The organism is Mesorhizobium sp. WSM4904 (assembly GCF_029674545.1).
Classification (GTDB): Bacteria; Pseudomonadota; Alphaproteobacteria; order Rhizobiales; family Rhizobiaceae; genus Mesorhizobium.
Window position 1 is genome coordinate 5,293,859 of sequence record NZ_CP121354.1, and the last position, 26,231, is coordinate 5,320,089.

The following is a 26,231-nucleotide window of genomic DNA, read 5'->3' on the forward strand; positions in this document are numbered from 1 at the left end:
TTGGCGCAGACTCGGAATAATTCCGCGCCGCTAATGAATATCAGTGCTTCGTTGTTTCAGCAAGGATATAGCGAGGCTGGCCCAGCATCCGGCGTGCTCGCCGGCCAGATCATGAGAGGAAAGGCCTGCAGGCCGCGGCCCCAGAAAGACGTATACCGTCACCATTTTTTTCGGAGACTCACCTCGTTTCCGAACCTGTGATAATATTAGCCGGGGAAGAAAAAGGGGGACATGGGCGGAGGAGGAAGCCATGTCCAATATGTCACGAAACACGTTCACACCGTTAGAGACGGCCCTGTTTGGGCGCGTCTTCGAAAGCGGCCGAGTCGACGGCGAGACCGAAGAGCAAAAGGAAGCGCGCGCCTCGCGCATCATTGCGAACTACATGGCCGGCATCACCGACGAGGCGGAACTCGTCGAACTGTCCCGCAAGCCGCTCGGAAGGTAGAACGGACGACGTCCGCCGCCGGCGCGCACTGCTCACATCCTGTTGAAATACCGGGATGAAACTCTCCGGGCAGTTGCGCGTTTCTGATCCGCTCACAACGCATCAGGGGGTTTCGCGATGATCCAGGGATGGTTTTCCAGGCCGGTTGAAGTCGCAGTCGGCGTGGCGGGCTCGATCCGGCACATTTCCAACGCGCAGCAGGCCGTCGAATTGCTGACGGGCCAGTGGCGCGACGCCGGCAGCGCGCAGCACAGCGCGGCGCTGCGCGCCTGCCGCCGGGCAATGACCGGCGACGTTCCGGCCGACAATGCCAGGGACGCCTTTGTCAGCGCCGCGCGCGAAGCGCATGTGCTGGTCGAATAGGCCGCTATGCACTTTGGGCGACATGTTGTTTTGATGCATGTCGTTCTCCCAAAACCGCTATGCACTTTTGGGCGACATGCACATGTTGTTTTGATGCATGTCGTTCTCCCAAAACCGCTATGCACTTTTGGGCGACATGCACATGTTGTTTTGATGCATGTCGTTCTCCCAAAACCGCTATGCACTTTTGGGCGACATGCACATGTTGTTTTGATGCATGTCGTTCTCCCAAAACCGCTATGCACTTTTGGGCGACATGCATTAGCGATAGAAGAGCCACAACAGCACCAGCACGGCGAATGCTGCCGGAGAGAGCAGGATTCCGGCCCGCAAAACACACATGACCAGGTAGAGCGGCGTGGACATGCCTGGCCGCTTTTATCGGTTGCGCAAACTGCCGTGCCGGTTGCGCGAATTGACGGGAAGCCGACGCGCCGGCCGAAACCGATGCGTGCGATCCGCCTCGGCATGCGAGCGGCTGCGCACAGCCTCCTCATAGAGCCCGAAAGCGGTCGCCATCAACGTGGCGACGGTCATGGCGGATGCAAGCACGGCGATCAGCATGATAGGTCTTCCCGCGTTTCAGCAGCCTGTCGGGTCTGATTATCGCCGCGGACTGCCGCGCAGCCAGTGACTTTGGTCACGTGTTTTTTTGGGGTCACGTGTTTTCGGGCAGCGCGCCAAGTTGTCGGGGCGGCTTGAATCCGGCCCGTATGCCGACCCGCGCGGCGCATCGCCGGTCTCAAAAATTCTTCGGAACATTATCGGCAGTGGTTGGTTAACGCGCGGGTCCGCCAATCATCCCGGACCCGCATTCCAACAGGCGCCCCGCCGGCGCCGTTGCTTGTCAAAAGACCACCATACGAACGGAGGATGTGATGAACGACGTCTGGTTTTCCGAGCCGGTCGTGATTGATTTCGAGCCAAGCGGACAACACAAGGTTTCAAGCTGCTTCGAGGCCGTCGAATGCCTCGACCAGCGCTGGCCAAGACGGGCGCGCGACGGCGCCTGGCGGTCGGCAAGCCGCGTCTGCCGCGACGCGCTCGACGGTTTGAGAAGTCCCGTCGAAGCCCGCAAAACCCTGCGCAAGGCGGCGAAGGCCGCCGGACTGCTGGCCTGAGGCGCGTCGCGCTGCCTCGGGCGTTGTCCGTAGCCGCCCGCGACCTGGGAAAAACTTCGGAACATTGCAGCCGCCGGCCTGTTCTTCCATCGTAGTCTCCTGACTACGGGTTCCAGACCCAAGCCGAGCCCGCCCTGGCTTCCCCTCGCCGGGGCGGGCTTGATTTTTACGCCCTGGAGATTGGCCGAAACGCTATCCCGTCGTCATCCTCGGGTGGAGCGGGAAGCGAAGCGTACCAAGTAGGCCCAAGGATCCAGGCCGTGCACCTTTCCTGGAATTGCTTGGTAGTGTGCTGAGAGTTCTGCAAATTCGCTGAGAGAGGGCGGTCATGGCAGGCTGGTGATTGTTCACGTCACCTGATTCCCGCGAAGGAACGCCACCATGACCAAGATCGAAGATAAATCCGCCATAGCTGCCGTCAAAGACATTCTGCTTTCGAACCCGGATGGGCTGCACGAAGTGATCCGCGCAGTGATGCAGGAGGTCCTCGAGGCCGAGATGGACGAGGCGCTGGGCGCTTCGAAGAGCGAACGGACACCGGAGCGGCTCGGCTATCGCTCTGGGTATTACGGCCGCACGCTTGTCACCCGTGTCGGCAAGCTGGAGCTGCGGGTTCCGCAGGACCGGCAGGGGCGCTTCTCCACCGAGCTGTTCGAGCGCTACCAGCGCTCCGAGCGGGCCTTGGTGGCGACGCTTGCCGAGATGTACGTGCAAGGCGTGTCGACCCGCAAGGTCAAGGCGATCACCGAGGAGCTGTGCGGGCATGCCTTCTCGGCCTCGTCGATCTCGGCCATCAACAAACGGCTGGACGAAAGCCTGAAGGCCTTTGCCGAGCGCCCGCTTCAAGAGCCCTTTGCTTACCTCGTGCTCGATGCCCGCTACGAGAAGGTGCGCGAGGCGGCATCGTCATGAGCCAGGCGGTGCTGATCGCGGTCGGCATCGACTGGGACGGGCGGCGCCAGATCCTGGCCGTGGAGATGGCCAATCGCGAGAGCCGCTCGGCCTGGAAGGACTTCCTCGTGGCGCTCAAGGCGCGCGGTCTTAGGGGCGTCGAACTGGTCGTGTCCGACGACCATGCCGGCCTGGTCGCGGCGATCGGCGAGGTGATTCCGGAAGCGGCCTGGCAACGCTGCTACGTGCACTTCCTCAGGAACGCGCTCGATCACCTGCCGCGCAAGCACGGCGACGACTGCCTGCAGGAGCTCAGATGGCTCTACGACCGGCGCGATCTCGCCGAGGCCAAGGCCGATCTCGCCGCGTGGCTGGCCAAATGGTCGGGCCGCTATCCGCGGCTGACGACGTGGGTGGAGGAGACCATCGAGCGCACGCTGACCTTCTTTCGCCTGCCGCGCCAGCACCACAAGCACCTGAAGTCGACCAACATGCTGGAACGCCTCAACGAAGAGATCAGGCGCCGCACCTATGTCGTGCGCATCTTTCCCAACGCCGAAAGCTGCCTGCGCCTGGTCAGGGCGCTGGCCGTCGAAACCAACGAAAACTGGATGGAGGCCAACCGCTACATCAACATGGACGACCTGCGCGAGCATAAGAAGCTCGCTCTGCGCCAAGCCGCATGACCAGCCTCATGGCCGCCCCTTTTTGCAGAACTTGACGCACACAACCAATTGCTTTGGCGAAGCGGCGACCGACGTATACTCGAGAGCGTTCGGAGCGCATCCCATGGGGTACATGAAAACGTCGGCCGCCGGGCTTCAGGGGTGCCTATTGTCCAGGCCCCTTTATCTCGGCGAGTCGGCTGCCCGACAGCAACGCGAAGACCGGTTCGTGGTGAACGGGAGGTTACTATCCACAGGATGCGCCCGACCGGCGCGGATGGTTTCGGCGTTCGATCAGCCGAACCCGCCGAGCACTTCCGGAAACCGAACCGCCATGGCTCCGTCGTCCGCTTGCCTGGCGTAGATTTCATGCATCTTCCTGCCGTCGTATCTGGCGCGGCGGCGCTGGACGTCCTTGCCGAAGAGGCCTGCAACGGCGTCAAAACGCCGGAGAAAGCGCTTGATCACGCCGCGTTCGAACGGCACGCGCTGCTCGAAGGGCTTGCCCCACGGCGTGCCCTTTGCCAGATCGCGCCAGATCCCGAGCGCGTCGAGTTCCACCCCAACCTGGTTGCCCCATGGCTTGCCGCCCGCGAAATGCCGGGCATAGGCTTGGGAAAACCGAAATTCGTTCGAGCCGTTCGACATCAGATTCCAGTTCGGGTGCATCGTCTGCCACTTGCCCTCGAAGACGATGTTGAGCGCATTCTGGTCGTTCATCTGCCCTTCGACGGCGAGCCTGCGGGCCTCGCTCAACAGGTCCTGCTCGCGCACCGGCGGCATGTTGAAGACGATGATGCCGGCATTGAAATAAGGCGCGCCTGGCTGCATCGACATCTCTTTCCGGTAGCGCGGGCGGAAATACATGTAGTCGTCGTGGGCCGCCAGCAGGTGCGCATGGATTGGCTGGTCCACCAGATCGGCAATGTCGCGGTTGAACAGGACGTCGCAGTCGATATGGGCGATGCGGTCGTATGACGCGAATTCGGGGAAACGGTCGGCGAACAGCCGGATGAAGGTGGCGACGCTTCCCGGCCGAAAACGGTAGCCGGAGTCAGCCATGAAGTTCGCCACGTCCACGATCCGGATACGGTCTTTCAGCAAGCGATCGGCAATGTCGATGTCATCCTTGCTTGCCCCGACATGCATAATGAAGCCGGGCGTCATTTTGCGTGAGACGTCCAGAATTCTGCGAGCCGCCAGGCAGGCGTAGGGAAAGTATTTGGCGTCCGCTGCCAGGAAGAAACAAGAATTTGTCATTTGAAACGGCTATTGTAACCTTCTTCGTTCGCAATTCCTGAGACGCAATGCCTCTCGATGAAAGTCTCGATGGGGCCAGTTAGGGCGTCCGCCTCCCTTTTGACCTTATCGTCGTCCCACTCCCACCACCGGATCGCCAGCAGCTTCGAGATGACGTCTTGAGAAAAGCGGTATCTGATCAGCCGGGCCGGAGACCCGCCCACGATCGCATAGGACGGCACGTCCTTGGTGACCACGGCCCCGGCGCCGACGACAGCACCGTCGCCGATCGCCACCCCCGGCAATATTATGGCGCCGTGGCCTATCCAGACGTCATTGCCGATCGTGATGCCGCCCGGCCTGCCGCCATTTCCCATCGGCTCGGGCCGCTTCAGTATCCGGCTGTGGATCGGGAATGAAGTGGCGCTGCCGGTCGGATGTTGGCCGGAGCACATGAAGAGCACTTCGCCAGCGACCGAGCAGAAGGATCCGACCTTCAACGGTGCTTCCTTCGACGGGAACAGAACCTTTCGCCATGTCACGCCGTAAGTGTGGCGGCCGACGGCCACATGCTCCGGCAGTTTGGAGCGAGCATTCCTCAGCCATTGGGAAAATACGGACATTCGCACAGCCCCCACCCGTAGCCCTTCCGCAACTTAGCGGCAGATGGGCCAATCATGACTCTCGAGATTCGCAGCCTGAGATCAGCCCCAGTCGATGTTGTTGATGCCCTCTCTGCCGATGCGGTCGCGAAGCGCTGCGATCCTGTTGGACAAGTCCCGCGACAGCCTTTCGTGCGTCTCCACCAGAACATGACCGATGGACCGATAGACGCCGTCATCGAGCATGGACTCGATGCATTCGGCTTCGGCACCCTCGATGTCCATCTTGACGACGGTAGCGGGCTCCTCCAGCTCTTTCAGGAATTGCAAGGGCCGTGGGGTCCGGCTCAAAGGCGATTACCCTCATGCCGTAGCCGAGAGCATACCGGGTCACATCGCCTGCATTGGCCCCGAGGTCGATGAAAAGGCCACGGCGCGGAAGGGATTTCATCAGCCGATGAAAATCGAACTCGGCCTGCCTCTTCGGGCGCGGCGAGCGATGCCATCTGCGGTACAGATGCCAGCGTAATATAAATTCGAGATAACTTTCCTGTAACACCCCGAAGCCCCCGCTTCCTTGGCGCGGATATACTGACCACCGGGCGCGTCTTCAAGCATGGAATTCCTCGCCGAGCGCCACGCGGTGACATTCCGGTCGAGCAGCGAGGTTGGCCGAGGGCGTCAATTGAAGGGCCGCGTCAGCGATCTTGTGCTTTGGGCCAGGCGCAAAGCACCGCACGCCGATCGCACAGGCTCCTTCGCTCGTATGTGAGCAAGGTCGGACTGTTCAATTCAGACTTGGGTCGCACATGTCGCAGGACTGCAGGTCCATTTCCAAGCGCCGTGCAAGCCAAGTATTATTCAGTGGGCGAAAGTATCGGGATGCATTGACCACAAGTTCGACGGGGCAGCGGTTGGCGGATGTCCGTATCGACGGTCCAATCCGGCAGACCCGTGTCGCTGAAGCCGGGGGCTCTTGGGAATGACCTACGTCGTCAGTGTATTCGAAACGTGGTATTGGCAATCCGTCCTTGCCACGAAGGACTGGGCCGAAGCATTGGCGCTGGCCAGAGAGATCGGCGACAAAGGGCGCGTCGAGCAGAAGCCGGAACCGGATACGCCTTGGACTGGCGTGACCTCCAGGACCTCTTGCATGTCGCCAGCCAATGATCGATGGACCAAGGCCTGAGCTTCTCGACCATGGCAAGCATGTCAGGCGCTTAAAGCGCTTCGCGACGAAACAGATTCAGGCGACGCGCTTTTAAGTCTTTGTTTTGATGCATGTCGTTCTCCCAAAACCGCTGCGCACTTTGGGCGACATGCATTAGGCTCGCCTGCGGCGCAACACCCAGCCCATACAACGTCGCGTTCGGGCTCCGGACCTTGGCCTGAAGCGCGTCGCGATCCTGCGGATTCGCTCCATGCGCTTAGGCTTTGATTTTGCGCATGTGTTGTCCCGAACCGGTTTCCATTATCGGGAGACATGCGTTTGGAGCGCCCCTTTGGCCCACCCGTTCAACTGCAAGCGCAACGCGATCCTTGAGGAAGAAATGCCGTAGGCGTCTCCGCGGTCGCCATCTGCCACAAACATATATCGACACATACTTTATTATAAAAAAATAATATTAAAGGAATCTTTAACTCATCTCTTTAAGACCAAATCAAGTAGATGTTCTTATTAAATAGCCGCTGTCACGTAGCTTACTTAAGCTACACATTAAAGAAGGGGCATCTAATATGCGTAATCTGATGAAGAAGTTCGTCGCCGATGAGTCTGGCGCCACTGCGATTGAATATGGCCTGATCGCTGCTCTTATTGCGCTTGCGATCATGGTCGGAGCGACCTCCCTCGGCACCGCTCTGAATGCCAAGTTCGTGCTCATCGCGAACAAGGTCGCCGGCGCCAAAGCGAAATAGGCGATCCAACGCTTTTCTTGCTCCGCGTTTACAGCACGGACAAGTGCTGGCCGTCCGGCTACGGGCGGCCTTTTTTATGGAGAGGGGCCGGACTCGAACCAGCCGCAGACGGCGTGAGTCGAGGCCTCCATGGCGGAGTCCAAACTTTCATGTCGTCCAGTGAGAGATGGCGATCCCGGCAGGATTCGAACCTGCGACCATCGGCTTAGAAGGCCGGTGCTCTATCCAGTCGCGGGGCGTCGGCGATATTCTCACGCAGCGTGCAGGGTCGGAATGGCGCTTACGTCCACTTCCCGCTCAGCATGCCAGGCATCATAAGCGGCCTGCATGCGAAGCCAGATGGCGGCGCCGTCGCCGAACATCTTTCCGAGCCGCGCCGCGACGGCCGGCGAAACCGGCTTCCGCTCACGGGTGATGTCGTAGAGCTGCTGCCGCGAGATCCCGAGCAGCCTGGCAATTTCCACCTTGGTCTTTCCGGTTGCCGGGATGATGTCCTCGAGCAGCGCTCCCGGGTGGGACGGGCAGCGCTCGATCGGACGCTTCGGCTTGTGCTCGCTCATAAACCGACTTCTCCAATCTGTCCGCCTCAATGATATTGCTCGAAGTCGACGCGGGCGGCGTCCTTGCCATCGAATTCGAATGTAATGCACCACGGGCCGTTCACATGGACCGTGTAGCGGGTCGCGTCGAAGCCTTTCAAAGCGTGAAAATCAAAACCCGGCAGGTTCATGTCTTCAGGCCGTTCGGAGACTTCGAGACGGTCAAGCCTGACAAGGATACACTTTTGTATCTTGGCGTCGATCTTTCCGGTTTTCCCGGTTGAGAACAGCTCCGCCAGCGCCTTGCTCTTGAATGACTTGATCATGCCGACATGTAAGCAGATAGCATACATATGTCAAGGTTTCTGTACGCGGATAGCTTACACAGCTAGCCCTAGGTCCACGACGCTACTCGAGATTTGCATACAAAAATGGCGATCCCGGCAGGATTCGAACCTGCGACCATCGGCTTAGAAGGCCGGTGCTCTATCCAGCTGAGCTACGGGACCGCTGGCCGGCCGGGGCCGGCTGATGCCACTACGCCAAGCGCCGCTCGACTCTCAGGTCAGTGCGTCCAGGGCGTCCTGCGGTCATAACGGAAATTGTCCGAATAGGAAATCTGCCGCCGCTTCGTCTCCTTCGGCTCCTCGACACGGAAGGCGATGCCCTGCTTCTCGGCGTAGGCGACTGCCTCTTCCTTGGTGTCGAAGGTGAGCCGCACCTGGCTCAGCATGTCGCCGGAGGTGGTGTAGCCCATCAGCGGGTCGATCTTCTTGCGCTGGGCTGGATCGAACTCCAGCACCCAGTGGCCGGTCTTGGCCTTGCCGGACTGCATCGCGGTTTTGGCTGGGCTGAAAATGCGCGCGGACATGACCACCTCTTTGCCGCCCGACGACCGGGCACCCCTGTTCACGGCGCACGTCCGAAAGGCCGGGTTGGAGCCTCCGGGGCCGCGCGCCAACCCGTCAATACTGTGCAACGGCGCCGCCCGCAAGCGGCCATGACTTGCCGAGCGGTCACTGCCGGCAAGCGATCATGGCCGATAAGGGGGAACCACGCGCAGGCCCGGACATTAACGGGAAGTCAGGTGACCAGACTGGCCGCTCCGGCCATCGGTCTCGCCCCGCGGTGCGGGCCGAGCACCGCGAAGCGTCGCCACCCTCGTCAACAAGTCCGGGACAGCGCCATGACCATGACAACCGAACATCCCGTCCTGCAGCTGGCCGTGCTTGTCGGCAGCCTGCGCGCCCAATCCTTCAGCCGCAAGATCGCCAAGGCGCTGGCGGTGCGCGCGCCGGACTCGCTGCGTTGCCGCTTCATCGAGATCGGCGAGCTGCCCCTCTACAACGAGGATCTCGACGGCGACACGCCGCCCGCCGCCTGGTCGGCGTTCCGCGCCGCCATCAGGGAGTGCGACGCGGTGCTGTTCGTGACGCCCGAATACAACCGTTCGATCCCCGGCGGCCTGAAGAACGCGCTCGATGTCGGCTCGCGTCCCCATGGCAAGAACGTCTTCAAGGGCCTGCCCGCCGGCGTCGTCAGCGTCAGCCCGAGCAAAATCGGCGCCCTCGGTTCCAACCAGGCGCTCAGACAGACCTTCGTCTTCCTCGACATGCCGGTGATGCAGCAGCCGGAAGCCTATATCGGCAATGTCGCGGAGCTCCTCGACCACAACGGCTCGGTGAAGAACGGCGACACCGCCGCCTTCCTGGAAAATTTCATGGGCGCGCTGGAGACATGGATCCGAACCGTGCGGCCGGGCGGCTCGTCCTTCGACACCTTCATGAAGCAGCGCGAGAAGATCGCCGAGGATTATGTCAACGGCAACGCCACGTCGCTGAAGGCGATCGTCACCCATAGCGAGCCGGCCACGTTCTTTTCGCCGCGCGGCGACCATCTCGAAGGCGCCGACGCCGTCGCCGGGCGCTACGAGCGCGACGCCGCCAGCTTCCACGAAGGCGGCAGCACCGACCTCGAGGTGCTGCAGGCTTCCGCGAGCGGCGAGCTGGCGTTCTGGACCGGACTGCAGCACGCGAAGGCGCGCATGGGCAAGAACGGCCAGCCTGCCGAGATGACGTTACGGGTGACGGAAGTCTTCCGGCTGGAGGACGGCGCCTTCAAGCTGGTGCATCGCCACGCGGATCCGGCGAACGGCCGAACCGGCTAAAAGCGCGTCGCGATCTTTCAGATACGCTCCCTGCGCTTTAGGTTCTTGATTTTGCGCATGTCTTTATCCCGAAGCCGGTTCCCACCTTCGGGAGACATGCTTTAACCTCCCCATCCGCGACACAATGCCGGGGCTCTTTGCAACCACGGTCTATTTCCATTGCCTTGTCGGCGGCATATGTCGGATACATGGCCGTGGCACCTGAAGGCGATGACGACGACAAAGACAAGAATGGGCATGGAAGCGGAAATCTCGTCGGATTGGACGGGCGAGCCGGAGATCCTCGAAGGCGCGATCGTGATCGGCGCCGGCGCGGCGGGATTGGCGGTGGCGCATGCGTTGATCGAGGCCGGGATCGCCACCGAGGTGCTCGAGCGCGAGGGACGGCTGGCCGAGCCCTGGCACCATCGCCATGAGAATCTGCATCTCAACACGCATCGCGACCTCTCGACCCTGCCCGGCGTTTCCTTTCCGAAAGGCACGCCTGCCTTTCCGCACCGCAGCGCGGTGATCCGCCTCTTCAACGACTTCGCCCAGACGCACCGGCTGCCGATCGCCTTCGGCGTCATCGTCGATGAAATCGAATTCCGCGGCGACCACTGGCTGGTGAAGACCAGCACGGGACCGCGTGCGGCCCGCCACGTGGTGATCGCCACCGGGCGAGACAGGCAGCCCTTCATCCCGGCCTGGAAAGGCATGAAGGATTTTTCGGGCAAGATCATCCATTCGGCGCGTTTCGGCCGGGCGACAGACTATGCCGGGAAAAAAGTGCTGGTGGTCGGCGCCGGCAATTCCGGCTTCGACGCGCTCAACCATCTTTCCGGCGTCGAGACCGGGCAGATGTGGCTCTCGGCGCGCAACGGGCCGTCGCTCTTGCCCAAGCGCATCGGCAAGGTTGCCGTGCATCGCTTCTCGCCCGTCATGGCGCGCCTGCCGGCCCGACTGGCGGATGCGGTGATGGCGGCGACGCAGCGACTGGTCTTCGGCGACCTCAGGAAATTCGGCCTGCCCCCTGCCCCGTCGGGCGGCGCGAGCCGCCTCGGCTCGGACTATACGGCGATCGCGGCCGATGACGGAGCGGTCGATGCGATCAAGTCCGGCCGCATCATCGTCGTGCCGCAAGTCAAGGAATTCAGGCACGACGGCGTCGTTCTCGAGAACGGCCAGACGATCGCGCCCGACATCGTCATTGCCGCCACCGGCTATCGCACCGGGCTGGAGACGATGGTCGGCAGGCTCGGCGTGCTCGACGCCAAGGGTGTGCCGCTGTTCAATGGCGGGGCCAGCGACCCGAAGCTGCCGGGCCTCTGGTTCACAGGCATGCGGCCGAGCATTCGCGGCTGCTTTGCCAACGCCCGCATCCAGGGCACGGCGATCGCGGCCAGAGTGGCCAAGCTCAAGCGTTGAAGCGCTATCTCCTCACAGAAAGCTTCCGTTTTTGGGTTGCCTTCCGGGCCACGGAACCCTATACGCCGCGAGCGTCGGAGTGTAGCGCAGCCTGGTAGCGCACCTGATTTGGGATCAGGGGGTCGCGTGTTCGAATCACGCCACTCCGACCAGTTTCTTTCCGGCTATCCGGCGGCCTGTGCCGCGTCGGCGGCCACAACAGCGCAGTCCGGTTCAGATTGGCTTCAGCCGTGACGGCGGTGGTGGTTGCTATCCTCGACAGGGATAACTGGACAGCCAACACCGATATCATCGTGGTGGTCGATGTCGCCAGGCGCCGCCTGACATGGGTGCCGCGCGACCTGTGGCGCCGATGAGGTTGGCTCTTCAGAGCGCGCTTTCGATGTCGGTCTTCGAAAAATCGTTGCCGACATAGAGCAGCCGGCAGCCGCGGTCTTTCGCCACCTCATAGGCGAAGCAGTCACCAAAGTTGAGCGCCGCTGCGTGAATGCCTTTGCCCCATTGCGCATGGGCCTCGGCAATGCGGCGCGCGGCACCTTCCGTCACCGGCGCGATCTCGAAGCCGAGCCCGGCAATCAAGGCCGACGCTTCCTCGGCCACCCCTCGCCTCGCCGCAACGATCAGCAGTTCGGCCACGGTTCCCGCCGATATCAGAAGCTCGTCTTCCGCCTCGAGCGCCGCCGCGCAGGCACCAGCCTCCGGCTCGTCGAGGACAATGGCCATCAACGCGGACGTATCGACCGCGATCATTCCGGCAGGCCGTCGTCGCCATAGAGGAAATCCTGACTACGCGCGGCAGAAGGGCCGGCACTGGCCTTGACCGCGCCTGCCGCGCGGGCGGCCTCCAGCAACGCCCGCCGCTCCTTGCGGTCCGGTGCGGGTCGTACTGGAACCAGGCGCACGGCCGCGTGGCCATGACGGGTCAGGATGATTTCGTCTCCCGCTTCGGCACGGCGCACCAGGTCGGTCAGTTGGCCCTTGGCGTCTGTCACGGATATTCGCATGATCGTCCCTACTGGACCATTATCTGGTCCATTTCAATAGACCATTTTCTGGTCCACTTCAATTGAAGAGCGAGAACGACCGTAAACCCGCCGGGCGAGTCCCCAACAACCTCGAGCCCGGCGAGCCTACAACCCGATCTGGAACGCGACCGGGGCCGGGGTCAACCGGCGCCGTTGGCGTTGCAAGATGGATGCCAGCGAGATCGTCTCGGAATGAGACAGCTTACGCCGCATTGTCCCACGGATTGATGACCGGCACGCCGGCGGCGTGAAATGGCGCGGTGTCGCGCGAAGCGACTTGAAAGCACTTCGCAGCGGCAATCGCCGCGATGTACCCATCGGGAACGGGAAACCCCTTGCCTGCAGCCCTGGCCTTCACGGCAAGACCTGCATAGCGCCGCGCTGCCTCGACATCGAGCACCAGAATGCGCTGGTCGAAAACTGCGAATATGCCCGAAAAGACTTCAGCCAAGGCGCTCTTACGGCGGCCCGCTGGCATCGCCTCTATCCCGAACAGGATTTCGGCCAGTGTCACGCTGGAGAGGTAGAGGGTTTCGGCGGCCTGATTGTCCAGCCAAGCAAGAACTGCGGGATGAGGTTCCGCTCTCATCATCTCCGAAACGACATTGGTGTCCAGAAGGATCATTCAAAGCTCAGAGGTTCGGCGGGGCGTTTGCCAAGGGCCTGCTCCAGGGCATCGACATCCTCGTTCTTCACGCCGGCCCGGCGAGCAATGTCGGACAACAGAGAGCCTAGCTTGACACGCCCCTCCGGCCGAACGGCATCTTCAAGAATGGCGCGGATTTCCCCCTCCGTGCTGCGGCCATTGATGGCCGCGCGTACACGCAGAGCACGGTGCGTCTCTTCCGGAAGATTTCTGATCGTTACAGCAGTCATTGATATCAATCCGATGTCAGCGACATCATAGATATCACAATACGGCCTTGATGTCACTCTCAGGGTGATCCAACCCTAAATATCGAACTCGCCCTGCCCTTCGTCCATGGCGCTGACGGTCTCGGCGGCGAGCGCGCGGGTGATCGGCGTCTTGCGCTCGAGCGCGGCGCGGTCGAGGCGTTCGACGACGCGCATCGCGGTCGCCAGGGAGCGCTCGATGCGCCGCACCAGATATTGCACGACATGCGGCTCGACCTCGATCTGGCGGTCGGCGAAGAGCTTCGTGATGACGCCGGCAAGCAAAAGGTCGTCCGGCTCGTGGATCTCGATCGTCGCCGCCGCCTTCAGCCGCGAGATGAGGTCGGGCAGCGTGACGCGCCAGGCGGAGGGAAAGCGCCGTGCCGTCAGAAGCAGCGTGGAGCCGGCGCCGCGCACCGTGTTGATCAGGTGGAACAGGCCTTGCTCGTCGATCGGGCCTTTGTCGATATCGTCGATGAGCGCCGGGCTGCCGCCGAGTCCGCCTATGTGCTCGCCGATCCGGCCGGCATCGACGGCAACCGCGTTCGCATGGGACAGCCATATCTGGGCGAGATGCGTCTTGCCGGACCCCGGAGGGCCGGCAAGCACCACCACCGGCGAGGGCCAATCCGGCCAGCGGTCGACAAGCGCCGCCGCCTCCGCGTTGGTGCCGGAGACGACGAGCTCGTCGCGCGAATAGCCGGTGCCATGGCCGAGATCGAGCGGCAGCTGGCGCGGCGGATCGGTTCGTTGACCGGCCATTTCAGTCGCGCGCCGAACGATGCCCGCCGCCGCGATCCGCCGGCAGCGGCGGCGCCGGCTCGGCGGCGTGACCCTTGTAGAGCGGCGATTCGAGATAGCGCGAAATCGCGAAGCGCACCAGAACCGCGATCGCCGCCGAAGCCGGCACCGCGATCAGCAGCCCGACGAAGCCGAACAGCGCGCCAAAAGCGAACAGCGCGAACATCAGCCAGACCGGATGCAGGCCGACGCTTTTGCCCACCAGCCGTGGCTGCAGGATGTTGCCCTCGATGAACTGGCCGACGAAGAACACGCAGGCCACGGCAACCACCATGGTCCAGTCCGGCCAGAACTGGACGAAGGCGACGCCGACGGCGAGCACAAGGCCGGTCAGCGAGCCGACATAGGGGATGAAGGAGATCAGCCCGGCGAAGAGGCCGATGAGGATGGCGAAGTTCAAGCCCGTCAGCGTCAGGCCGGTGGCGTACATGGCGCCGAGCACCAGGCAGAGCGTGCCCTGCCCGCGCACGAAGCCGGCGGTGGCGGTGTTGATGTCACGGGCGAGCGCCCTGACCGTCTCGACATAGTCGCGCGGCACCCAGCTGTCGACCACCGCCACCATGCGGTCCCAGTCGAGCAGCATGTAGAAGGCGACGACCGGTGTGACGACGAAGAGGCTGACCACCGACACCAGCGCCACGCCCGAGCTCCAGATCGAGGTGAAGACCGTGGTCAAAAGGCTGAAGCCGGAGGTGAGCAGCGAGTTCAATCCGTCGCGCAGGCCGGCAGCGTTGACGCCGAAGCGCTGCTCCAGCCATTTCGGATCGAAGCTGGTGATCAGCGATTGCAGTCGGGTGAGATATTCCGGCAGCTTGCGGGCGAAATCGGCCATCTGGGTGGCCAGCACCGGAACCAGGATGACGAAGGCCAGCACGACGACGACGATGAAGGCAATCAGGATCACCACCGTCGCCATCAGCCGGGAAAGTCCCAGCCGCTCCAGCCGATCGGCGACGGGATCGAGGAAATAGGCGAGCACCATGCCGGCGACGAAGGGCAACAGGATGCCCGAGAAGATGTAGAGGAACAGCGCCAGAAGCACGGCGACGATCAGCCAGAACGCGATCTGCCGGCGCAACGCGGTCGATGCCGCGGCCGTCCAGGCTTCGCTGTCAGGTGCCCGTGTCGGAGCCTTCGCCATAGCCGCTCATATGCCTTAGCCAGGCCACGAGATAGGCCGCGGCCGAAGCCACGGTCAAGACCCCGGACAGCAATATGAGCGCCGGCCGAAGCGGATCGAGATGGGCCGAAAGGGCAAGCTCGCCCAGCACCAGCGCCGCCAGCGCGATCTGCACGGCGGTGTTCACCTTGGACACGAAGAGCGGCTTCATCTCGACCGGATGGCTCATCACGCTGGACAAAAGCACGGCGCAGATGATCAGCCCGTCGCGCGACACCATGATCACCACCAGCCACAGCGGCAGCTCTCCGGCAAAGCCCATGACGACGAAAACCGAGACCAGCAAAAGCTTGTCGGCCATCGGATCGAGATAGGCGCCGAGCCGCGAGGACAATCGATAGCGACGGGCGATGAAGCCGTCGACGCCGTCGGAGATGCCGGCGACAAGGAAGCCGGCAAAGGCCCAGTCCCAACGCGCGTTCAGCATCGCCAGCACCACGGCGGGCACCAGCAGCAGACGCATGATCGTGATCAAGTTGGGGGTGGTCACGTGATGTCCCGTCGTGGCCTTTGTTGGGAAATAGATGAGGGAGATGGGGGACAGGCGCAAGGGAGGAGCTGCCGATCTCCCCCCTTGAGGGGGAGATGGCCGGCAGGCCAGAGGGGGTCGTCTCACATAAATCGCCGACGCCGTCCGCCGTAAGTCGCTGGCGCTCCACGCGAGGCGACCCCCTCTGTCGCCTTCGGCGACATCTCCCCCTCAAGGGGTGAGATCGGCTCTCATCATCCTTGCTCCCCGAAACCATTCATGCGAAGAGCCCGCAATGGAAACAGGGACGAGCCGACGATGAGCAAGGGCGACAGGGCCAAGCGCAAGAACGGGCTCACCTATGCCGAGGCGGGCGTCAATATCGATGCCGGCAACCTGATGGTCGAGAAGATCAAGCCGCTGGTGCGCGCGACGCGCCGGCCGGGCGCCGACGGCGAGATCGGCGGCTTTGGCGGCCTGTTCGATTTGAAGGCCGCCGGCTTTGCCGATCCGGTGCTGGTCGCGGCCAATGACGGCGTCGGCACCAAGCTCAAGATCGCCATCGATTCCGGCAAGCACGACACGATCGGCATCGACCTGGTCGCCATGTGCGTCAACGACATCGTCGTGCAGGGCGCGGAGCCTTTGTTCTTCCTCGACTATTTCGCCACAGGCAAGCTCGACCCCGACCAGGGTGCTTCGATCGTCGGCGGCATCGCGCAAGGGTGCCGGCAGGCCGGCTGCGCGCTGATCGGCGGCGAGACCGCCGAGATGCCCGGCATGTATCACGACAAGGACTACGACCTGGCCGGCTTCGCCGTGGGCGCGGCCGAGCGCGGCCAGTTGCTGCCGACCGACGACATCGTCGAGGGCGACGTGCTGCTCGGCCTCGCTTCCTCGGGCCTCCACTCCAACGGCTTTTCGCTGGTGCGCCGGATCGTTGCCGCGAGCGGCCTTGGCTGGGACGACCCGGCGCCGTTCAACGAGGAGCTCAGCCTTGCCGAGGCGCTGCTCGAGCCGACGCGCATCTATGTGAAGTCGGTCCTGAAGGCGATCCGCAACACGCATGGCATCAAGGCGCTCGCCCACATCACCGGCGGCGGTTTTCCGGAAAACATCCCGCGCGTCTTGCCCAAGGATTTCTCCGCCGAGCTCGACCTCGAGGCGATCGACGTGCCGCCGGTGTTCTCGTGGCTGGCCAAGACCGGCGGGGTCGCGCCGGAAGAGATGATGCGCACCTTCAACTGCGGCATCGGCATGATCCTCGCCGTCGCGTCCGGCCAGGCGGCGCAGGTGGCGGCGGTGCTGCAGGAGGCCGGCGAGACGGTGACGCCGATCGGCCGCATCGTGCCGCGCCGCGACGCCGGCGTCATCTATCGGGGCTCGATCGGCCTATGAGCAGGAAGCGCACGGTCGTCCTGATCTCGGGGCGCGGCTCCAACATGACGGCGCTGATAGCGGCCGCCGCCGATCCCGCCTATCCGGCCGAAATCGTCGGCGTCATCTCGGACCGGGCGAATGCAGCCGGCCTCAGCATCGCACAGTCGCGCGGTATCGCCACCAAGGTCATCCAGCGCGCCGACCATCCGAGCAAGGACGCGCATGACGCCGCGCTCGACGCCGCTCTCGACGGCTTCGGTGCCGAGATCGTGGCCTTGGCCGGCTATATGCGTATCCTGGGCCGCGGCCTGGTCGAGAAATGGCAGGGGCGCATGATCAACATCCACCCGGCCTTGCTGCCAGCGTTCAAAGGGCTGGACACGCATGCGCGCGTCATCCGCGCCGGCGTGCGCATCCATGGCTGCTCGGTGCATTTCGTCACGCCCGAGATGGATGACGGCCCGATCATCGCCCAGGCCGCCGTGCCGGTGATGGTCGGCGACAACGAGGATACTTTGGCCGCGCGGGTGCTGAAGGTGGAGCACCGGCTCTACCCGCTGGCGCTGGGTCTGGTCGCCGAGGGCAAGGCGCGGATGGAAAAGGGCCACACCGTGCTTGCCCATTTCGCCGACGACGCCGACAACGCCACCTCGGTGGTGATGGCGCCGGACCCGCTGCGCGAAGAGCGCGACCTGGAACAGCTGGCGCGGATCACGCCGTAGAGTCCTTGGCCGGGAATTGCAGCATGGCGCTTACCCCTGAACTGCCGAGCCAACCCCTGGGTCAAACTGAAACGGACCGGCTGCGCAAGGCTTGGATAGACGGGTTGGGCCGCGGCCCGTTCGCTCCTTTCAACATCGACGAGATCAAGCGGAAGGCTCGCGCCCGACTGGACAGCAATCCTGGTCCTGAACAATGCCTATGAGACAACTGCTTATCCTGCGCCACGGCAAGTCGAGTTGGGACGATCCCAAGCTCGAGGATTTCGACCGGCCGCTCTCTCAGCGGGGACTGAAGACGGCGCCGCTGATGGGGCGGGAGCTTTCGCGGCGCGGTTGGCTGCCGGACCTGGCGCTGGTCTCGCCGGCGCTGCGCACCCGCGACAGCTGGCGACTGGTCTCCCAGGAACTGCCGAAGCATGTGCGGGCGGAATTCGTGGAGGAGCTCTACGAGGCGGCGCCCGGCGCCATCCTGGCGCATGTGCGGCAGGCAAAGACCACCAGCGTGATCGTGATCGGCCACAATCCCGGCCTGCAGAATTTTGCGCTGCGGCTCGCCGGCGCCGGATCGGATGAAAGCGTATTCAAGAAAATCGAAGCGAAATTCCCGACGATGGCGCTTGCGCGGTTCACCGTGAAGGATGATTGGGCAAATCTTGATTTCGGTGGCGCCCGGCTGACTCATTTCGTGCGGCCAAAGGATTTGGCTGTGTAATCTCCCCTCTCGAGCGGGAGATGTCGCCGAAGGCGACAGAGGGAGTCGTCGCGCCTGGAGCGCCAGCGCTTTCTGCGACGAGAAACAACGCCGACGTTCTACGTGAGACGACCCCCTCTGGCCGCTTTGCGGCCATCTCCTCTCAAGGGGGGGAGATTTGGCGCTTCAATTTCCCCAGATGCCCTGGCCCGGATCCGGCCAGGCCTGCGACGGCGCTGCTCCGGTCGTCACCGAGGTGTCGACATTGGCCGGCTTGGCGGCCTCATGCTTGCGCACCGAGGCGGTGAGGCCGCGGTCGACGCCGGCGGTCGGCTGGTTGGCGTGGTCGGCGCCATAGTGGTCGCTGCTGGCGAAGGCGGAACCCATGGCGAGAAGCATGGCGGCGGCGGTGAGAGCAATCCTGGTCATTTTGAAAAGGTCCTTGTGCTGTTGTTTCGTCGGCGGCGCCTTGGGAGGATGACCCCGCTGCCGACAAAGCCCCGGAGCGGCCCCGATTTATTCCCGGGCGAGTTTTTTTCCTTGCCCGTTGCCTAGTGACCTGGTCCTGAAAGCTCTTCTCGAACAACCGGTTGGAGAATGGTGCTGCCCGACTGATTCAGGGCGACCCATGGCCGGCTCGATAAAAGCAAAGCGGCGGGACAAGCCCGCCGCTTTGAGGTCTATCGAAGGCCGGAACCGGTTAGTGGTTGCCGAACAGGTCGCGGTCGGCGCCCTGGGTCAGCGGCTTCTGGACGTTCGCATCCGACTTCTTGACCGAAGCGGTGTACGAGGTATCGACCGAAGCGGCCGGCTGGTTGGCGCCGGCCGAACCGTAATTGTCGGAGCCGGCGAAAGCGGCGCCGGTGGCAACGAGAAGGGCAGCGGCGGTAAGAGCGATCTTGGTCATTTCAGGTACTCCAGATTTGCGAGTTGATGCTTTCGAGTTCGGGACGGGACCGCCTTAGCGGCCCCAGATGCCCTGGCCGGATTCCGGCTGAACCGAGTCCGGCGTTAGCTTGAACGCGCGGTGTTCGACCGGCCTGCGGATCGAAGCCGTCACGCTGCGGTCGATGTTGTCGCCGGCGCCGCGGTCAATATTGTCGCCGGACTGGATCACGGCGGACTGATTGGCGGTCGGCTGATTGACGTTGTCCGACCCGTAATGGTCGCTGCCGGCGAAGGCGCTGCCCGTGGCAACGAGAAGAGCCGCGGCGGTAAGAGCAATCTTGTTCATTTTAGGTACTCCAGATTTTCAAAATCCTGTCCGTCAAGTGGCGTGCCGTGATGGAAATTCGCGTCGCTCGGACCACCCCGAAATGGGTCGGACCTGCTGCCGTTTCCAATCACGAAAATGTGTGAACCGAACCGTTCGGTTCGACATTGAAATCACGCCAGTGGCGCAGGTGCCATATTCTTATCGTTTAATATCAAAGGGTTACGGTGAACGACGTGCGATGGCGCATCCAGGTTCGGCGTGCCAGCGTTCACCGTGATTACACGAACCGTCAACATAAATTGAACCGAACGGTTCGGTTTTATGATCTGCCGACCGATCGGGCGGCCCGTCGGCCGCCGTGGTCGCCCTCGGGCCGGCGTTTGCCTTGCGGGCGGATCGATACTATCGGTTGACCTCAAGGACCAATTCGGACGCTGGCTGCCGCATGTGGCGAAGGCCGACGCATTGGGAGGGAACAGCGACGGACGATGCGGCTCTTGCTTGTCGAAGACAATCGCGAACTGGCCGATTGGCTGAGCAAGACGCTGCGCCAGGCGAGCTACGTCGTCGACGTCGTCCATGACGGCGAGGATGTCGAGCATGCGCTTGCCGCCGGCGACCATGCGCTCATCATCCTCGACCTCGCCTTGCCGCGCATGGGCGGGATGGAGGTGCTGAAGCGGCTGAGGGCGCGCGGCAATCCCGTGCCGGTGATCGTGCTCACCGCCAACGCCAGCCTCGACGGCCGGGTCAAGGGCCTCAACGAGGGCGCCGACGACTATCTGGCAAAACCCTTCCAGATCGAGGAGCTCGAGGCGCGAATCCGCGTGCAGCTGCGCCGCGCCAACGATCGCACCGCGCCCCTCATCTGCTGCGGCGATCTCGTCTTCGACACCAACACCAGGCTGTTCTCACTCGGCGGCGAGACGCTCTCGCTGACGCCGCGCGAACATGCGGTGCTGGAGCAGCTGGTGGTCAAGGCCGGGCGAACGGTGAGCAAGGCCGCACTGTCGGCGGCGATCTACGATTTCGAAACCGACGCCGACCCCAGCGCCATCGAGATCTATGTGCATCGCCTGCGCAAGAAGCTGGAAGGCTCGCACGTCCAGATCGCCACCTTGCGCGGCCTCGGCTATCTGCTGCGCCATGAAGACCAAGCGCAATGAAGATTGGGCGCCATGCGGATTAGCAGCCTTCGCCTGCAATTGCTGGCATGGGTGGTGCTGCCGCTGGCCGCGCTGGTGACCGTCAACCTGTGGACCAGCCAGCGCAACGCGCTCACGACCGCAGACCTGGTTACCGACCGGATGCTGGTCGGCTCGGCGCGTGCCATCGCCGAGCAGGCGGCGATGGCAGACGGCGTGCTCGACGCCACCATTCCGCCGGCGGCGATCGAGATGTTCGACACCGGCGACCGCGACAGCGTCTACTACCGCGTCGAGACCGCCAATGGCCGGCTGCTCACCGGCTATCCCGATTTGCCCGAGGCGCCGCGGGGCGGCAGCATCGAGGCTTCTTATCGCGACCATCCGTTGCGTCTGGCAACGCTCAGCCATGCGGTGATCGGCGCCGGGGCGGATTCGCCGATCAGGGTCACGGTGGGCGTAACGCTCGCCGGCCATGATGCGATGGTGAAGCGGCTATGGTTCAGCGCCTTCGCCCAGCAGCTGGCGCTGGTGGCGATTGCCGGCGTGTTCGTGCTGCTCGGCCTGCGCCGCGGGCTGGCGCCGCTGATCCGGCTGCGCGATGCGGTGCGCTCGCCAGACCGCAGCGACCTCGACCCGGTCGAGGTGCCGGGCGCGCAAAGCGAGATTCGGCCGCTGATCGATGCGCTCAACGCCTATATGGAGCGCGTGCGGGCGCAGATGGCTGCGCAGCGCCGCTTCATCGCCAATGCCGCGCACCAGTTGCGCACCCCGCTGGCGCTCATGTCGACGCAAGCAAGCTACGCGCTGCGCGAGACTGCCGCCGACCAGCGCCAGGAAGCGCTGGTCGCCTTGCAGGCAAGCTCCGGCCGGCTGGCGCGTCTGGCCGAACAGCTTTTGACCTTGTCTCGCGCCGAGCCCGGCAGCCGGCGGCCGCGCGCCGACCGCATCGATCTCACGGAGGCCGCCCGCCAGGTGCTGGAAAGCCAGGCGCCAAAGGCAGTCGAACGCAACATCGACCTTGGCCTGGAGGAAACTGGGCCTGTTGCCGTCATAGGCGACGGCACCATGCTGCGCGAGATGATCGTCAATCTCGTCGACAATGCGTTGCGCTACTCCAAACCGGGCGGCAGCGTCACCGTGAAGCTCGCCGCTTCGAATGGCACGGCGGAGCTCACCGTGACCGATGCGGGGCCTGGCATTCCGGCGGAGGAGCGGGAACATGTCTTCGAGCGCTTCTACCGCATTGCCGGTACCGCCGAGGAAGGCAGCGGGCTCGGCCTCGCGATCGTGCGCGACGTGGTCGAGAATGCCGGCGGCAGCGTCACGCTTGGCGACGCCGCCGGCGGCGGGCTCAAGGTCGAAGTGCGGCTGCCGCTTGCCGCACCCGATGAAACCCCCGTCAGGTCCCCTGCTCGTTGAACGGCGCCGGCCGCCACTTCACCACATAGTTCTCGAAGCGGGTGATGAGGAACTCGACCACCAGCGCCATCACCGCCAGGATGATCATGGCTGCGAAGACACCGTTGGCGTTGAAGGCGCCCTGGGCGGTCGAGATCAGCAGACCCATGCCCTGCTTGGCGCCGAGGAACTCGCCGACGACGGCGCCGACCAGCGCGAAGCCGAAGCTGACGTGAAGACTGGCGAGGATCCAGCTCATCGCCGACGGGATGATGACGGTGCGGGTGATCTGGTAGGGCGAAGCGCCGAGGATCTGGGCGTTGGCGATCATCGCCCTGTCGGCCTCGCGCACGCCCTGGAAGGCGTTGGCGAAGACGACGAAGAACACCATGACGACCGCCAGCGCCACCTTGGAGGCCATGCCGAGGCCGAGCGCGATGATGAAGACCGAGCCCAGCACGACACGCGGCACCGAATTGGCGATCTTGATGTAGATCGAAAAGACATCCGCCAAGAGCTTGTTGCGGCCGAGGATGATGCCGGCGGCGATGCCGCCGACGGCGCCGATGGCAAAGCCGAGGAAGGTTTCCTCCAGCGTCACATAGATCTGCAGCCAGAGCGGCCCCTGCGAGGTGCCCTCGGTGACCCAAGACCAGATCTGCTCCCAGATGCCGGAGGGGCTGGAGAAGAAGAACGGATCGATGACGCCATAGTCGGCGCCGAGTTCCCAGAGCGCGAGGAAAACGATCAGGATGGCGAGCCGCAGGCCGACGACCAGGGCATGACGGCGGCGCAGGCGCGCCCTCGCCCGGGCTTCGGCGGCGACGATCGAGGTGGCGCGCGCGGCAGCCTGATCGGTGGGAGAGACGGCGGTCATGGCAAGTCTCCTTTCAGCGCAATTCCAGGAAAAGTGCCAAGCGGTTTTCCGTTTGGAATTGCGAAAACAAAAACCATTGGGGCGGGTCAGCGACCCGCTCTAATGGCCGGTTTGCAGGCCGCGGCTCTGGCCGAGCTGCACTTCCTCGCGCAGGTCGTTCCAGATCACCTTGGCGATCTCGATGAATTTCTGGTCGTAGCGGATGTCGGCCATGACGCGCGGGCGCGGCAGGTCGATGCGATAGACGCTTTTCACGGTGCCCGGCCCGGCGGTGAGCACATAGACCTTGTCGGCCAGCGCGACCGCCTCCTCGAGATCGTGGGTGACGAAGACGACGGAGGATTTCAGCTCCGACCACAGGCCGAGCAGCTCGTCCTGCATGGCGGTGCGGGTCTGCATGTCGAGCGCGCTGAACGGCTCGTCCATCAGCAGGATCTTCGGCTGGTTGATGAAGGTCTGGGCAAGGGCCACGCGCTTGCGCATGCCGCCCGAGAGCTGATGCGGATAGTGTTTCTCGAAGCGGGCAAGGCCGACGCGACCGATCCAGTCGCGCGCCCGCTCGTAGGCTTCCGCCTTCGGCGTGCCGCGATAGAGCGGACCGGCGGCGACATTGTCGATGACGCTGCGCCACGGAAACAACGCATCCGCCTGGAAGACGAAGCCGATGTCGCGGCTGATCTCGGTGACCGGATTGCCCATGACGCGGACATTACCGGTCGTCGGCCGCAACAGGCCGGTGACGAGGTTCAGCGTCGTCGACTTGCCGCAGCCGGTCGGCCCGACGACGCAGGCGAACTCGCCGCGCGCCACCGTCATGGTGAAATCGCGGATCGCCGTCATCATGTGGCCGTCGGGCGTGACGAAGCGCAGCGTCACGTCGTCGATGGCGATCGCGGCATCGGCCGGCGGCGCGGCCTGAGACAGCCTCTCGGCCGCCATGGTTTGCAACTGCATGGCACACTCCTGTGGCAATGGTGCGAGGATGCCCGCGGCTCAAGCCTGTTGGCCCGCCGCGCCTCGGCATCCGGAAAGGCGCCGCTGCCGAACTGATTCAGGCAAGCGGCGCAAGTTGTTGTTCTTCAACGACCGAGCCTGACGAGCCCGGCCCGTCTACCGGCGCTACTTGGCAGCGTCGACGAACTCGGTGGTGTAGGTCTTCGACAGGTCGATCTGCTTGCCCTGCAGGCTCTTGGAGAAGGTCGACAGAACCTTCAGCACCGTCTCCGGGCCGTCTGCCGGCATGCGGCCGTCGGGCGTGAACATCGCCTTGCCGCCGGCCAACCCTTGCACGTAGAGGTCCTTGCTACCGGCGTAATAGTCCTTCGGCATCTTATCGGCGATCTCCTCGGCCGAATGGCTGGCGATGAATTTCATCGTCTTGACGAAGGCATTGGCTAGCTTCTGCGCCTCGTCCTTGTGGCTCTCGATCCAGGCGGACTGGACATAGAAGGACGCTGCCGGATAGTCGCCGCCGAGCGCTTCCTTGGTCTTCTCGGGCGTGCGCATGTCGACCAATACCTTGGCCTCACCGGTCTGCAGCAACCTGGCGATGGTGGGCTCGGTGGTCATGCCGGCCTGGATCTGATCCTGCTTGACGGCGGCGATGAAGGTGTTGCCGGCGCCGACCGGCAGCAGCGTGTAGTCGCCGGGCTTCAGGCCGTTGCGCACGGCAAGATACTGCGTCAGGAAATCAGTCGAGGAACCGAGACCCGTGACGCCGAGCGTCGCGCCCTTGAAATCGGCCGGCGACTTGATCTCCGGGTGCTTGGCCGAGACCAGCTCCACCTCGCCCGGCGCCTGGCTGAACTGGACGATCGACTGGATGTATTTGCCCTTCGATTGCAGGTCGACGGTGTGGTCGTAGAAGCCGACGACGCCCTGCACGGCGCCCGCCAGCAATTCGTTCTCGGCCTCGACGCCCGCGCGTGAGTTGACCAGCTCGACATCAAGGCCTTCGTCCTTGAAGTAGCCGAGCTGTTGGGTGAGCACGGCCGGCAGGTAGATCTGCTTTTCCATGCCGCCGACGATGATGGTGATCTTGTCGGCCGCCGATGCCGCCGTCGCGCCCGTGGCGACAATGGCAAGCGAAAGCGCCGCCGAACGCAAGATGCACTTCGAGATGAAACCGGTCACGTAACTTCCTCCACCTTGGCGGCGCGCCATCCGGGCCGGGCCGCATTTCCTCCTTGCCGGCCGCTCCCAGGCCGGTCCCGTGGCGAACGCCACAAAACTGTCATGGCATGCCCAAGCTTTCAGCTGGCTTTCAGCCATTTTAGAGATGGTTGAAGTGGAATCCGGCGAAATTGCCGATCACGCGGCAAGACCGAGCACGTCGCGCATGTCGTATTCGCCTGGCGGCTTTCCGGCGACCCAGAGCGCCGCAATGGCGCCGCGCGCGAACATGGAGCGATCGCCGGCGGCATGCGAAAGCGTGAGCCTCTCGCCCTCGGCGAGGAAGCTGACGAAATGTTCGCCGACGATGCTGCCGCCGCGCAGCACGGCAAAGCCGATCTCGCCGGCAGCGCGCGGGCCGGTGACGCCGTCGCGGGCGCGCTTCGCCGCATCGTCCAGCCCGACGCCACGTCCCCGCCGTCGCCTCCCCCAGCATCAGCGCCGTTCCTTGAAGCGATGATGCGCTTCGAAAATCTCGATGTCGCAGTCGTCTCCGCCGAGCGCCCGCGCCGCCTGCTCGACCAGGCCGGTCAGCAGGTTGAGCCCCAGCGAATAGCTGCCGGAGCGCACGATGGCGATTTTCCTGGCAGCGTCGGCGATCGTCTTCAGTTCGGCGGCGTCGAAGCCGGTCGAGCCGATGACCAGTGCCGGGCCGCCGCGCTCCGCGCAGGCCCTTGCCAGTTCGGCGGACGCTGCCGGCGTGGTGGGTCGATGACGACATCGGCCAGCGCCAGCGCCTCGTCCCGCTCGACCAGCCCCTCGCCCGCGCTGCCCGGCCGGTGGAAGCGGGCGGCGAGATCGAGTCGAGGGTCGGCCTCGATTGTCTCAGTCATCTGCGGGCCCATGCGGCCGAGCGCGCCGGCGACGGCTATCTTGAGCGGCAGCGGCATGGCTGGCTC

General features: G+C 63.8%; 33 protein-coding genes, 2 tRNA genes and 2 pseudogenes. 15 read left to right on the forward strand and 22 right to left on the reverse strand.

The window, feature by feature from the left end; all coding sequences use genetic code 11:
- The first annotated feature begins 250 nt into the window (after positions 1-250).
- A complete protein-coding gene (locus tag QAZ47_RS25610) occupies positions 251-448 on the forward strand; it encodes a hypothetical protein (protein ID WP_347566925.1) in 198 nt (65 codons plus the stop codon).
- Positions 449-565: 117 nt separating this feature from the next.
- On the forward strand, positions 566-811 hold the full coding sequence (locus QAZ47_RS25615) for a DUF982 domain-containing protein (protein ID WP_278203517.1): 246 nt from the start codon (positions 566-568) through the stop codon (positions 809-811).
- 378 nt (positions 812-1,189) lie between these two features.
- Here QAZ47_RS25615 and QAZ47_RS25620 read toward each other — a convergent pair whose 3' ends face one another.
- Positions 1,190-1,375: a hypothetical protein gene (locus QAZ47_RS25620; protein ID WP_278203518.1), complete on the reverse strand. Its 186-nt coding sequence runs from the start codon at positions 1,373-1,375 to the stop codon at positions 1,190-1,192.
- A 314-nt stretch (positions 1,376-1,689) separates the two neighbouring features.
- On the opposite strand from QAZ47_RS25620, the gene QAZ47_RS25625 reads away from it, so the two are divergent.
- Both QAZ47_RS25625 and QAZ47_RS25630 read left to right on the forward strand, forming a co-directional pair.
- Complete coding sequence (locus QAZ47_RS25625; RefSeq protein WP_126084872.1) at positions 1,690-1,932, forward strand: DUF982 domain-containing protein; 243 nt, start codon at positions 1,690-1,692, stop codon at positions 1,930-1,932.
- Positions 1,933-2,313: 381 nt separating this feature from the next.
- Positions 2,314-3,509 (forward strand): annotated as a pseudogene (locus tag QAZ47_RS25630) (IS256 family transposase).
- A 273-nt stretch (positions 3,510-3,782) separates the two neighbouring features.
- Here the strand turns inward: QAZ47_RS25630 and QAZ47_RS25635 are convergent.
- From QAZ47_RS25635 to QAZ47_RS25645, 3 genes are all read right to left on the reverse strand, one after another.
- On the reverse strand, positions 3,783-4,748 hold the full coding sequence (locus QAZ47_RS25635) for a glycosyltransferase (RefSeq protein ID WP_278203519.1): 966 nt from the start codon (positions 4,746-4,748) through the stop codon (positions 3,783-3,785).
- Positions 4,745-5,296, reverse strand: a complete 552-nt coding sequence (locus tag QAZ47_RS25640; protein WP_278231211.1) for a CatB-related O-acetyltransferase — start codon at positions 5,294-5,296, stop codon at positions 4,745-4,747. Before QAZ47_RS25640 ends, QAZ47_RS25635 begins: the two co-directional genes overlap by 4 nt.
- Positions 5,297-5,431: 135 nt before the next feature.
- Positions 5,432-5,659 (reverse strand): hypothetical protein, encoded by a 228-nt coding sequence (locus tag QAZ47_RS25645; protein ID WP_278203521.1) that lies wholly within the window; start codon positions 5,657-5,659, stop codon positions 5,432-5,434.
- Positions 5,660-6,311: 652 nt separating this feature from the next.
- Between QAZ47_RS25645 and QAZ47_RS25650 the strand changes: the two genes are divergently transcribed.
- Together QAZ47_RS25650 and QAZ47_RS25655 are read left to right on the forward strand one after the other, a co-directional pair.
- Positions 6,312-6,518: a hypothetical protein gene (locus tag QAZ47_RS25650; protein WP_278203522.1), complete on the forward strand. Its 207-nt coding sequence runs from the start codon at positions 6,312-6,314 to the stop codon at positions 6,516-6,518.
- 548 nt (positions 6,519-7,066) lie between these two features.
- Positions 7,067-7,246: a Flp family type IVb pilin gene (locus QAZ47_RS25655; protein ID WP_278203523.1), complete on the forward strand. Its 180-nt coding sequence runs from the start codon at positions 7,067-7,069 to the stop codon at positions 7,244-7,246.
- A gap of 251 nt (positions 7,247-7,497) precedes the next feature.
- On the opposite strand, the gene QAZ47_RS25660 is transcribed toward QAZ47_RS25655, so the two are convergent.
- From QAZ47_RS25660 to QAZ47_RS25675, 4 genes are all read right to left on the reverse strand, one after another.
- Positions 7,498-7,806 carry a HigA family addiction module antitoxin gene (locus QAZ47_RS25660; protein ID WP_040972222.1) on the reverse strand — a complete coding sequence of 103 codons (309 nt, stop codon included), beginning with the start codon at positions 7,804-7,806 and terminating at the stop codon, positions 7,498-7,500.
- Positions 7,807-7,832: 26 nt separating this feature from the next.
- Positions 7,833-8,111 (reverse strand): type II toxin-antitoxin system RelE/ParE family toxin, encoded by a 279-nt coding sequence (locus tag QAZ47_RS25665; protein WP_278203524.1) that lies wholly within the window; start codon positions 8,109-8,111, stop codon positions 7,833-7,835.
- A 106-nt stretch (positions 8,112-8,217) separates the two neighbouring features.
- Positions 8,218-8,294, reverse strand: a tRNA-Arg gene (locus QAZ47_RS25670).
- 56 nt (positions 8,295-8,350) lie between these two features.
- Complete coding sequence (locus QAZ47_RS25675) at positions 8,351-8,656, reverse strand: ETC complex I subunit (RefSeq protein ID WP_126084876.1); 306 nt, start codon at positions 8,654-8,656, stop codon at positions 8,351-8,353.
- 315 nt (positions 8,657-8,971) lie between these two features.
- Here QAZ47_RS25675 and QAZ47_RS25680 point away from each other — a divergent pair, with 315 nt between their 5' ends.
- The 4 genes from QAZ47_RS25680 (at position 8,972) to QAZ47_RS25695 (ending at position 11,715) form a co-directional block, all read left to right on the forward strand.
- Entirely contained in the window at positions 8,972-9,952 is a 981-nt protein-coding gene (locus QAZ47_RS25680) for an NAD(P)H-dependent oxidoreductase (protein WP_278231212.1), read from the forward strand.
- Between the two features lie 237 nt (positions 9,953-10,189).
- Positions 10,190-11,359 carry an NAD(P)/FAD-dependent oxidoreductase gene (locus QAZ47_RS25685; RefSeq protein WP_278231213.1) on the forward strand — a complete coding sequence of 390 codons (1,170 nt, stop codon included), beginning with the start codon at positions 10,190-10,192 and terminating at the stop codon, positions 11,357-11,359.
- 75 nt (positions 11,360-11,434) lie between these two features.
- Positions 11,435-11,511: transfer RNA gene (locus QAZ47_RS25690), tRNA-Pro, on the forward strand.
- A gap of 66 nt (positions 11,512-11,577) precedes the next feature.
- Positions 11,578-11,715 carry a hypothetical protein gene (locus tag QAZ47_RS25695; protein ID WP_278203527.1) on the forward strand — a complete coding sequence of 46 codons (138 nt, stop codon included), beginning with the start codon at positions 11,578-11,580 and terminating at the stop codon, positions 11,713-11,715.
- A 10-nt stretch (positions 11,716-11,725) separates the two neighbouring features.
- Here QAZ47_RS25695 and QAZ47_RS25700 read toward each other — a convergent pair whose 3' ends face one another.
- From QAZ47_RS25700 to QAZ47_RS25730, 7 genes are all read right to left on the reverse strand, one after another.
- A complete protein-coding gene (locus QAZ47_RS25700) occupies positions 11,726-12,109 on the reverse strand; it encodes a type II toxin-antitoxin system VapC family toxin (protein WP_278231214.1) in 384 nt (127 codons plus the stop codon).
- Positions 12,106-12,363, reverse strand: a complete 258-nt coding sequence (locus tag QAZ47_RS25705; protein ID WP_278231215.1) for a type II toxin-antitoxin system prevent-host-death family antitoxin — start codon at positions 12,361-12,363, stop codon at positions 12,106-12,108. The genes QAZ47_RS25700 and QAZ47_RS25705 overlap by 4 nt, the downstream gene beginning before the upstream one ends.
- Before the next feature lie 223 nt (positions 12,364-12,586).
- On the reverse strand, positions 12,587-13,009 hold the full coding sequence (locus QAZ47_RS25710; protein ID WP_278231217.1) for a type II toxin-antitoxin system VapC family toxin: 423 nt from the start codon (positions 13,007-13,009) through the stop codon (positions 12,587-12,589).
- Positions 13,006-13,260 (reverse strand): Arc family DNA-binding protein, encoded by a 255-nt coding sequence (locus QAZ47_RS25715; RefSeq protein WP_278231218.1) that lies wholly within the window; start codon positions 13,258-13,260, stop codon positions 13,006-13,008. The genes QAZ47_RS25710 and QAZ47_RS25715 overlap by 4 nt, the downstream gene beginning before the upstream one ends.
- Positions 13,261-13,335: 75 nt before the next feature.
- Positions 13,336-14,040 (reverse strand): DnaA regulatory inactivator HdaA, encoded by a 705-nt coding sequence (gene hdaA / locus QAZ47_RS25720; protein ID WP_278203532.1) that lies wholly within the window; start codon positions 14,038-14,040, stop codon positions 13,336-13,338.
- Between the two features lies 1 nt (position 14,041).
- A complete protein-coding gene (locus QAZ47_RS25725; RefSeq protein ID WP_278203533.1) occupies positions 14,042-15,220 on the reverse strand; it encodes an AI-2E family transporter in 1,179 nt (392 codons plus the stop codon).
- Positions 15,192-15,749: a CDP-alcohol phosphatidyltransferase family protein gene (locus QAZ47_RS25730; RefSeq protein WP_278231219.1), complete on the reverse strand. Its 558-nt coding sequence runs from the start codon at positions 15,747-15,749 to the stop codon at positions 15,192-15,194. The genes QAZ47_RS25725 and QAZ47_RS25730 overlap by 29 nt, the downstream gene beginning before the upstream one ends.
- Positions 15,750-16,046: 297 nt before the next feature.
- Between QAZ47_RS25730 and purM the strand changes: the two genes are divergently transcribed.
- The 3 genes from purM (at position 16,047) to QAZ47_RS25745 (ending at position 18,542) form a co-directional block, all read left to right on the forward strand.
- On the forward strand, positions 16,047-17,126 hold the full coding sequence (gene purM, locus QAZ47_RS25735) for a phosphoribosylformylglycinamidine cyclo-ligase (RefSeq protein ID WP_278231220.1): 1,080 nt from the start codon (positions 16,047-16,049) through the stop codon (positions 17,124-17,126).
- Complete coding sequence (gene purN / locus QAZ47_RS25740) at positions 17,123-17,830, forward strand: phosphoribosylglycinamide formyltransferase (protein ID WP_278231221.1); 708 nt, start codon at positions 17,123-17,125, stop codon at positions 17,828-17,830. Before purM ends, purN begins: the two co-directional genes overlap by 4 nt.
- A gap of 199 nt (positions 17,831-18,029) precedes the next feature.
- On the forward strand, positions 18,030-18,542 hold the full coding sequence (locus QAZ47_RS25745; RefSeq protein WP_278203539.1) for a histidine phosphatase family protein: 513 nt from the start codon (positions 18,030-18,032) through the stop codon (positions 18,540-18,542).
- Positions 18,543-18,707: 165 nt separating this feature from the next.
- Here QAZ47_RS25745 and QAZ47_RS25750 read toward each other — a convergent pair whose 3' ends face one another.
- The 3 genes from QAZ47_RS25750 to QAZ47_RS25760 form a co-directional block, all read right to left on the reverse strand.
- Positions 18,708-18,950 carry a DUF680 domain-containing protein gene (locus QAZ47_RS25750; protein WP_278231222.1) on the reverse strand — a complete coding sequence of 81 codons (243 nt, stop codon included), beginning with the start codon at positions 18,948-18,950 and terminating at the stop codon, positions 18,708-18,710.
- A gap of 271 nt (positions 18,951-19,221) precedes the next feature.
- Positions 19,222-19,428 carry a DUF680 domain-containing protein gene (locus QAZ47_RS25755; protein WP_278203541.1) on the reverse strand — a complete coding sequence of 69 codons (207 nt, stop codon included), beginning with the start codon at positions 19,426-19,428 and terminating at the stop codon, positions 19,222-19,224.
- A gap of 54 nt (positions 19,429-19,482) precedes the next feature.
- Positions 19,483-19,755 carry a DUF680 domain-containing protein gene (locus QAZ47_RS25760; protein ID WP_278231223.1) on the reverse strand — a complete coding sequence of 91 codons (273 nt, stop codon included), beginning with the start codon at positions 19,753-19,755 and terminating at the stop codon, positions 19,483-19,485.
- 470 nt (positions 19,756-20,225) lie between these two features.
- Between QAZ47_RS25760 and QAZ47_RS25765 the strand changes: the two genes are divergently transcribed.
- Positions 20,226-20,903, forward strand: coding sequence for a response regulator (locus QAZ47_RS25765; RefSeq protein ID WP_278231224.1), 678 nt, complete (start codon positions 20,226-20,228; stop codon positions 20,901-20,903).
- Positions 20,904-20,915: 12 nt separating this feature from the next.
- Positions 20,916-22,304 carry a sensor histidine kinase gene (locus QAZ47_RS25770; protein WP_278231225.1) on the forward strand — a complete coding sequence of 463 codons (1,389 nt, stop codon included), beginning with the start codon at positions 20,916-20,918 and terminating at the stop codon, positions 22,302-22,304.
- On the opposite strand, the gene QAZ47_RS25775 is transcribed toward QAZ47_RS25770, so the two are convergent.
- The 4 genes and pseudogenes from QAZ47_RS25775 to dapB form a co-directional block, all read right to left on the reverse strand.
- Positions 22,285-23,160, reverse strand: coding sequence for an ABC transporter permease (locus tag QAZ47_RS25775; RefSeq protein ID WP_278231226.1), 876 nt, complete (start codon positions 23,158-23,160; stop codon positions 22,285-22,287). The two genes, QAZ47_RS25770 and QAZ47_RS25775, sit on opposite strands and share 20 nt — an antisense overlap.
- A gap of 99 nt (positions 23,161-23,259) precedes the next feature.
- On the reverse strand, positions 23,260-24,114 hold the full coding sequence (locus QAZ47_RS25780) for an ABC transporter ATP-binding protein (RefSeq protein WP_278231227.1): 855 nt from the start codon (positions 24,112-24,114) through the stop codon (positions 23,260-23,262).
- A gap of 165 nt (positions 24,115-24,279) precedes the next feature.
- Positions 24,280-25,266, reverse strand: a complete 987-nt coding sequence (locus QAZ47_RS25785; RefSeq protein WP_278233874.1) for an ABC transporter substrate-binding protein — start codon at positions 25,264-25,266, stop codon at positions 24,280-24,282.
- A 204-nt stretch (positions 25,267-25,470) separates the two neighbouring features.
- Positions 25,471-26,222, reverse strand: a pseudogene (gene dapB, locus QAZ47_RS25790) (4-hydroxy-tetrahydrodipicolinate reductase).
- Positions 26,223-26,231 lie beyond the last annotated feature (9 nt).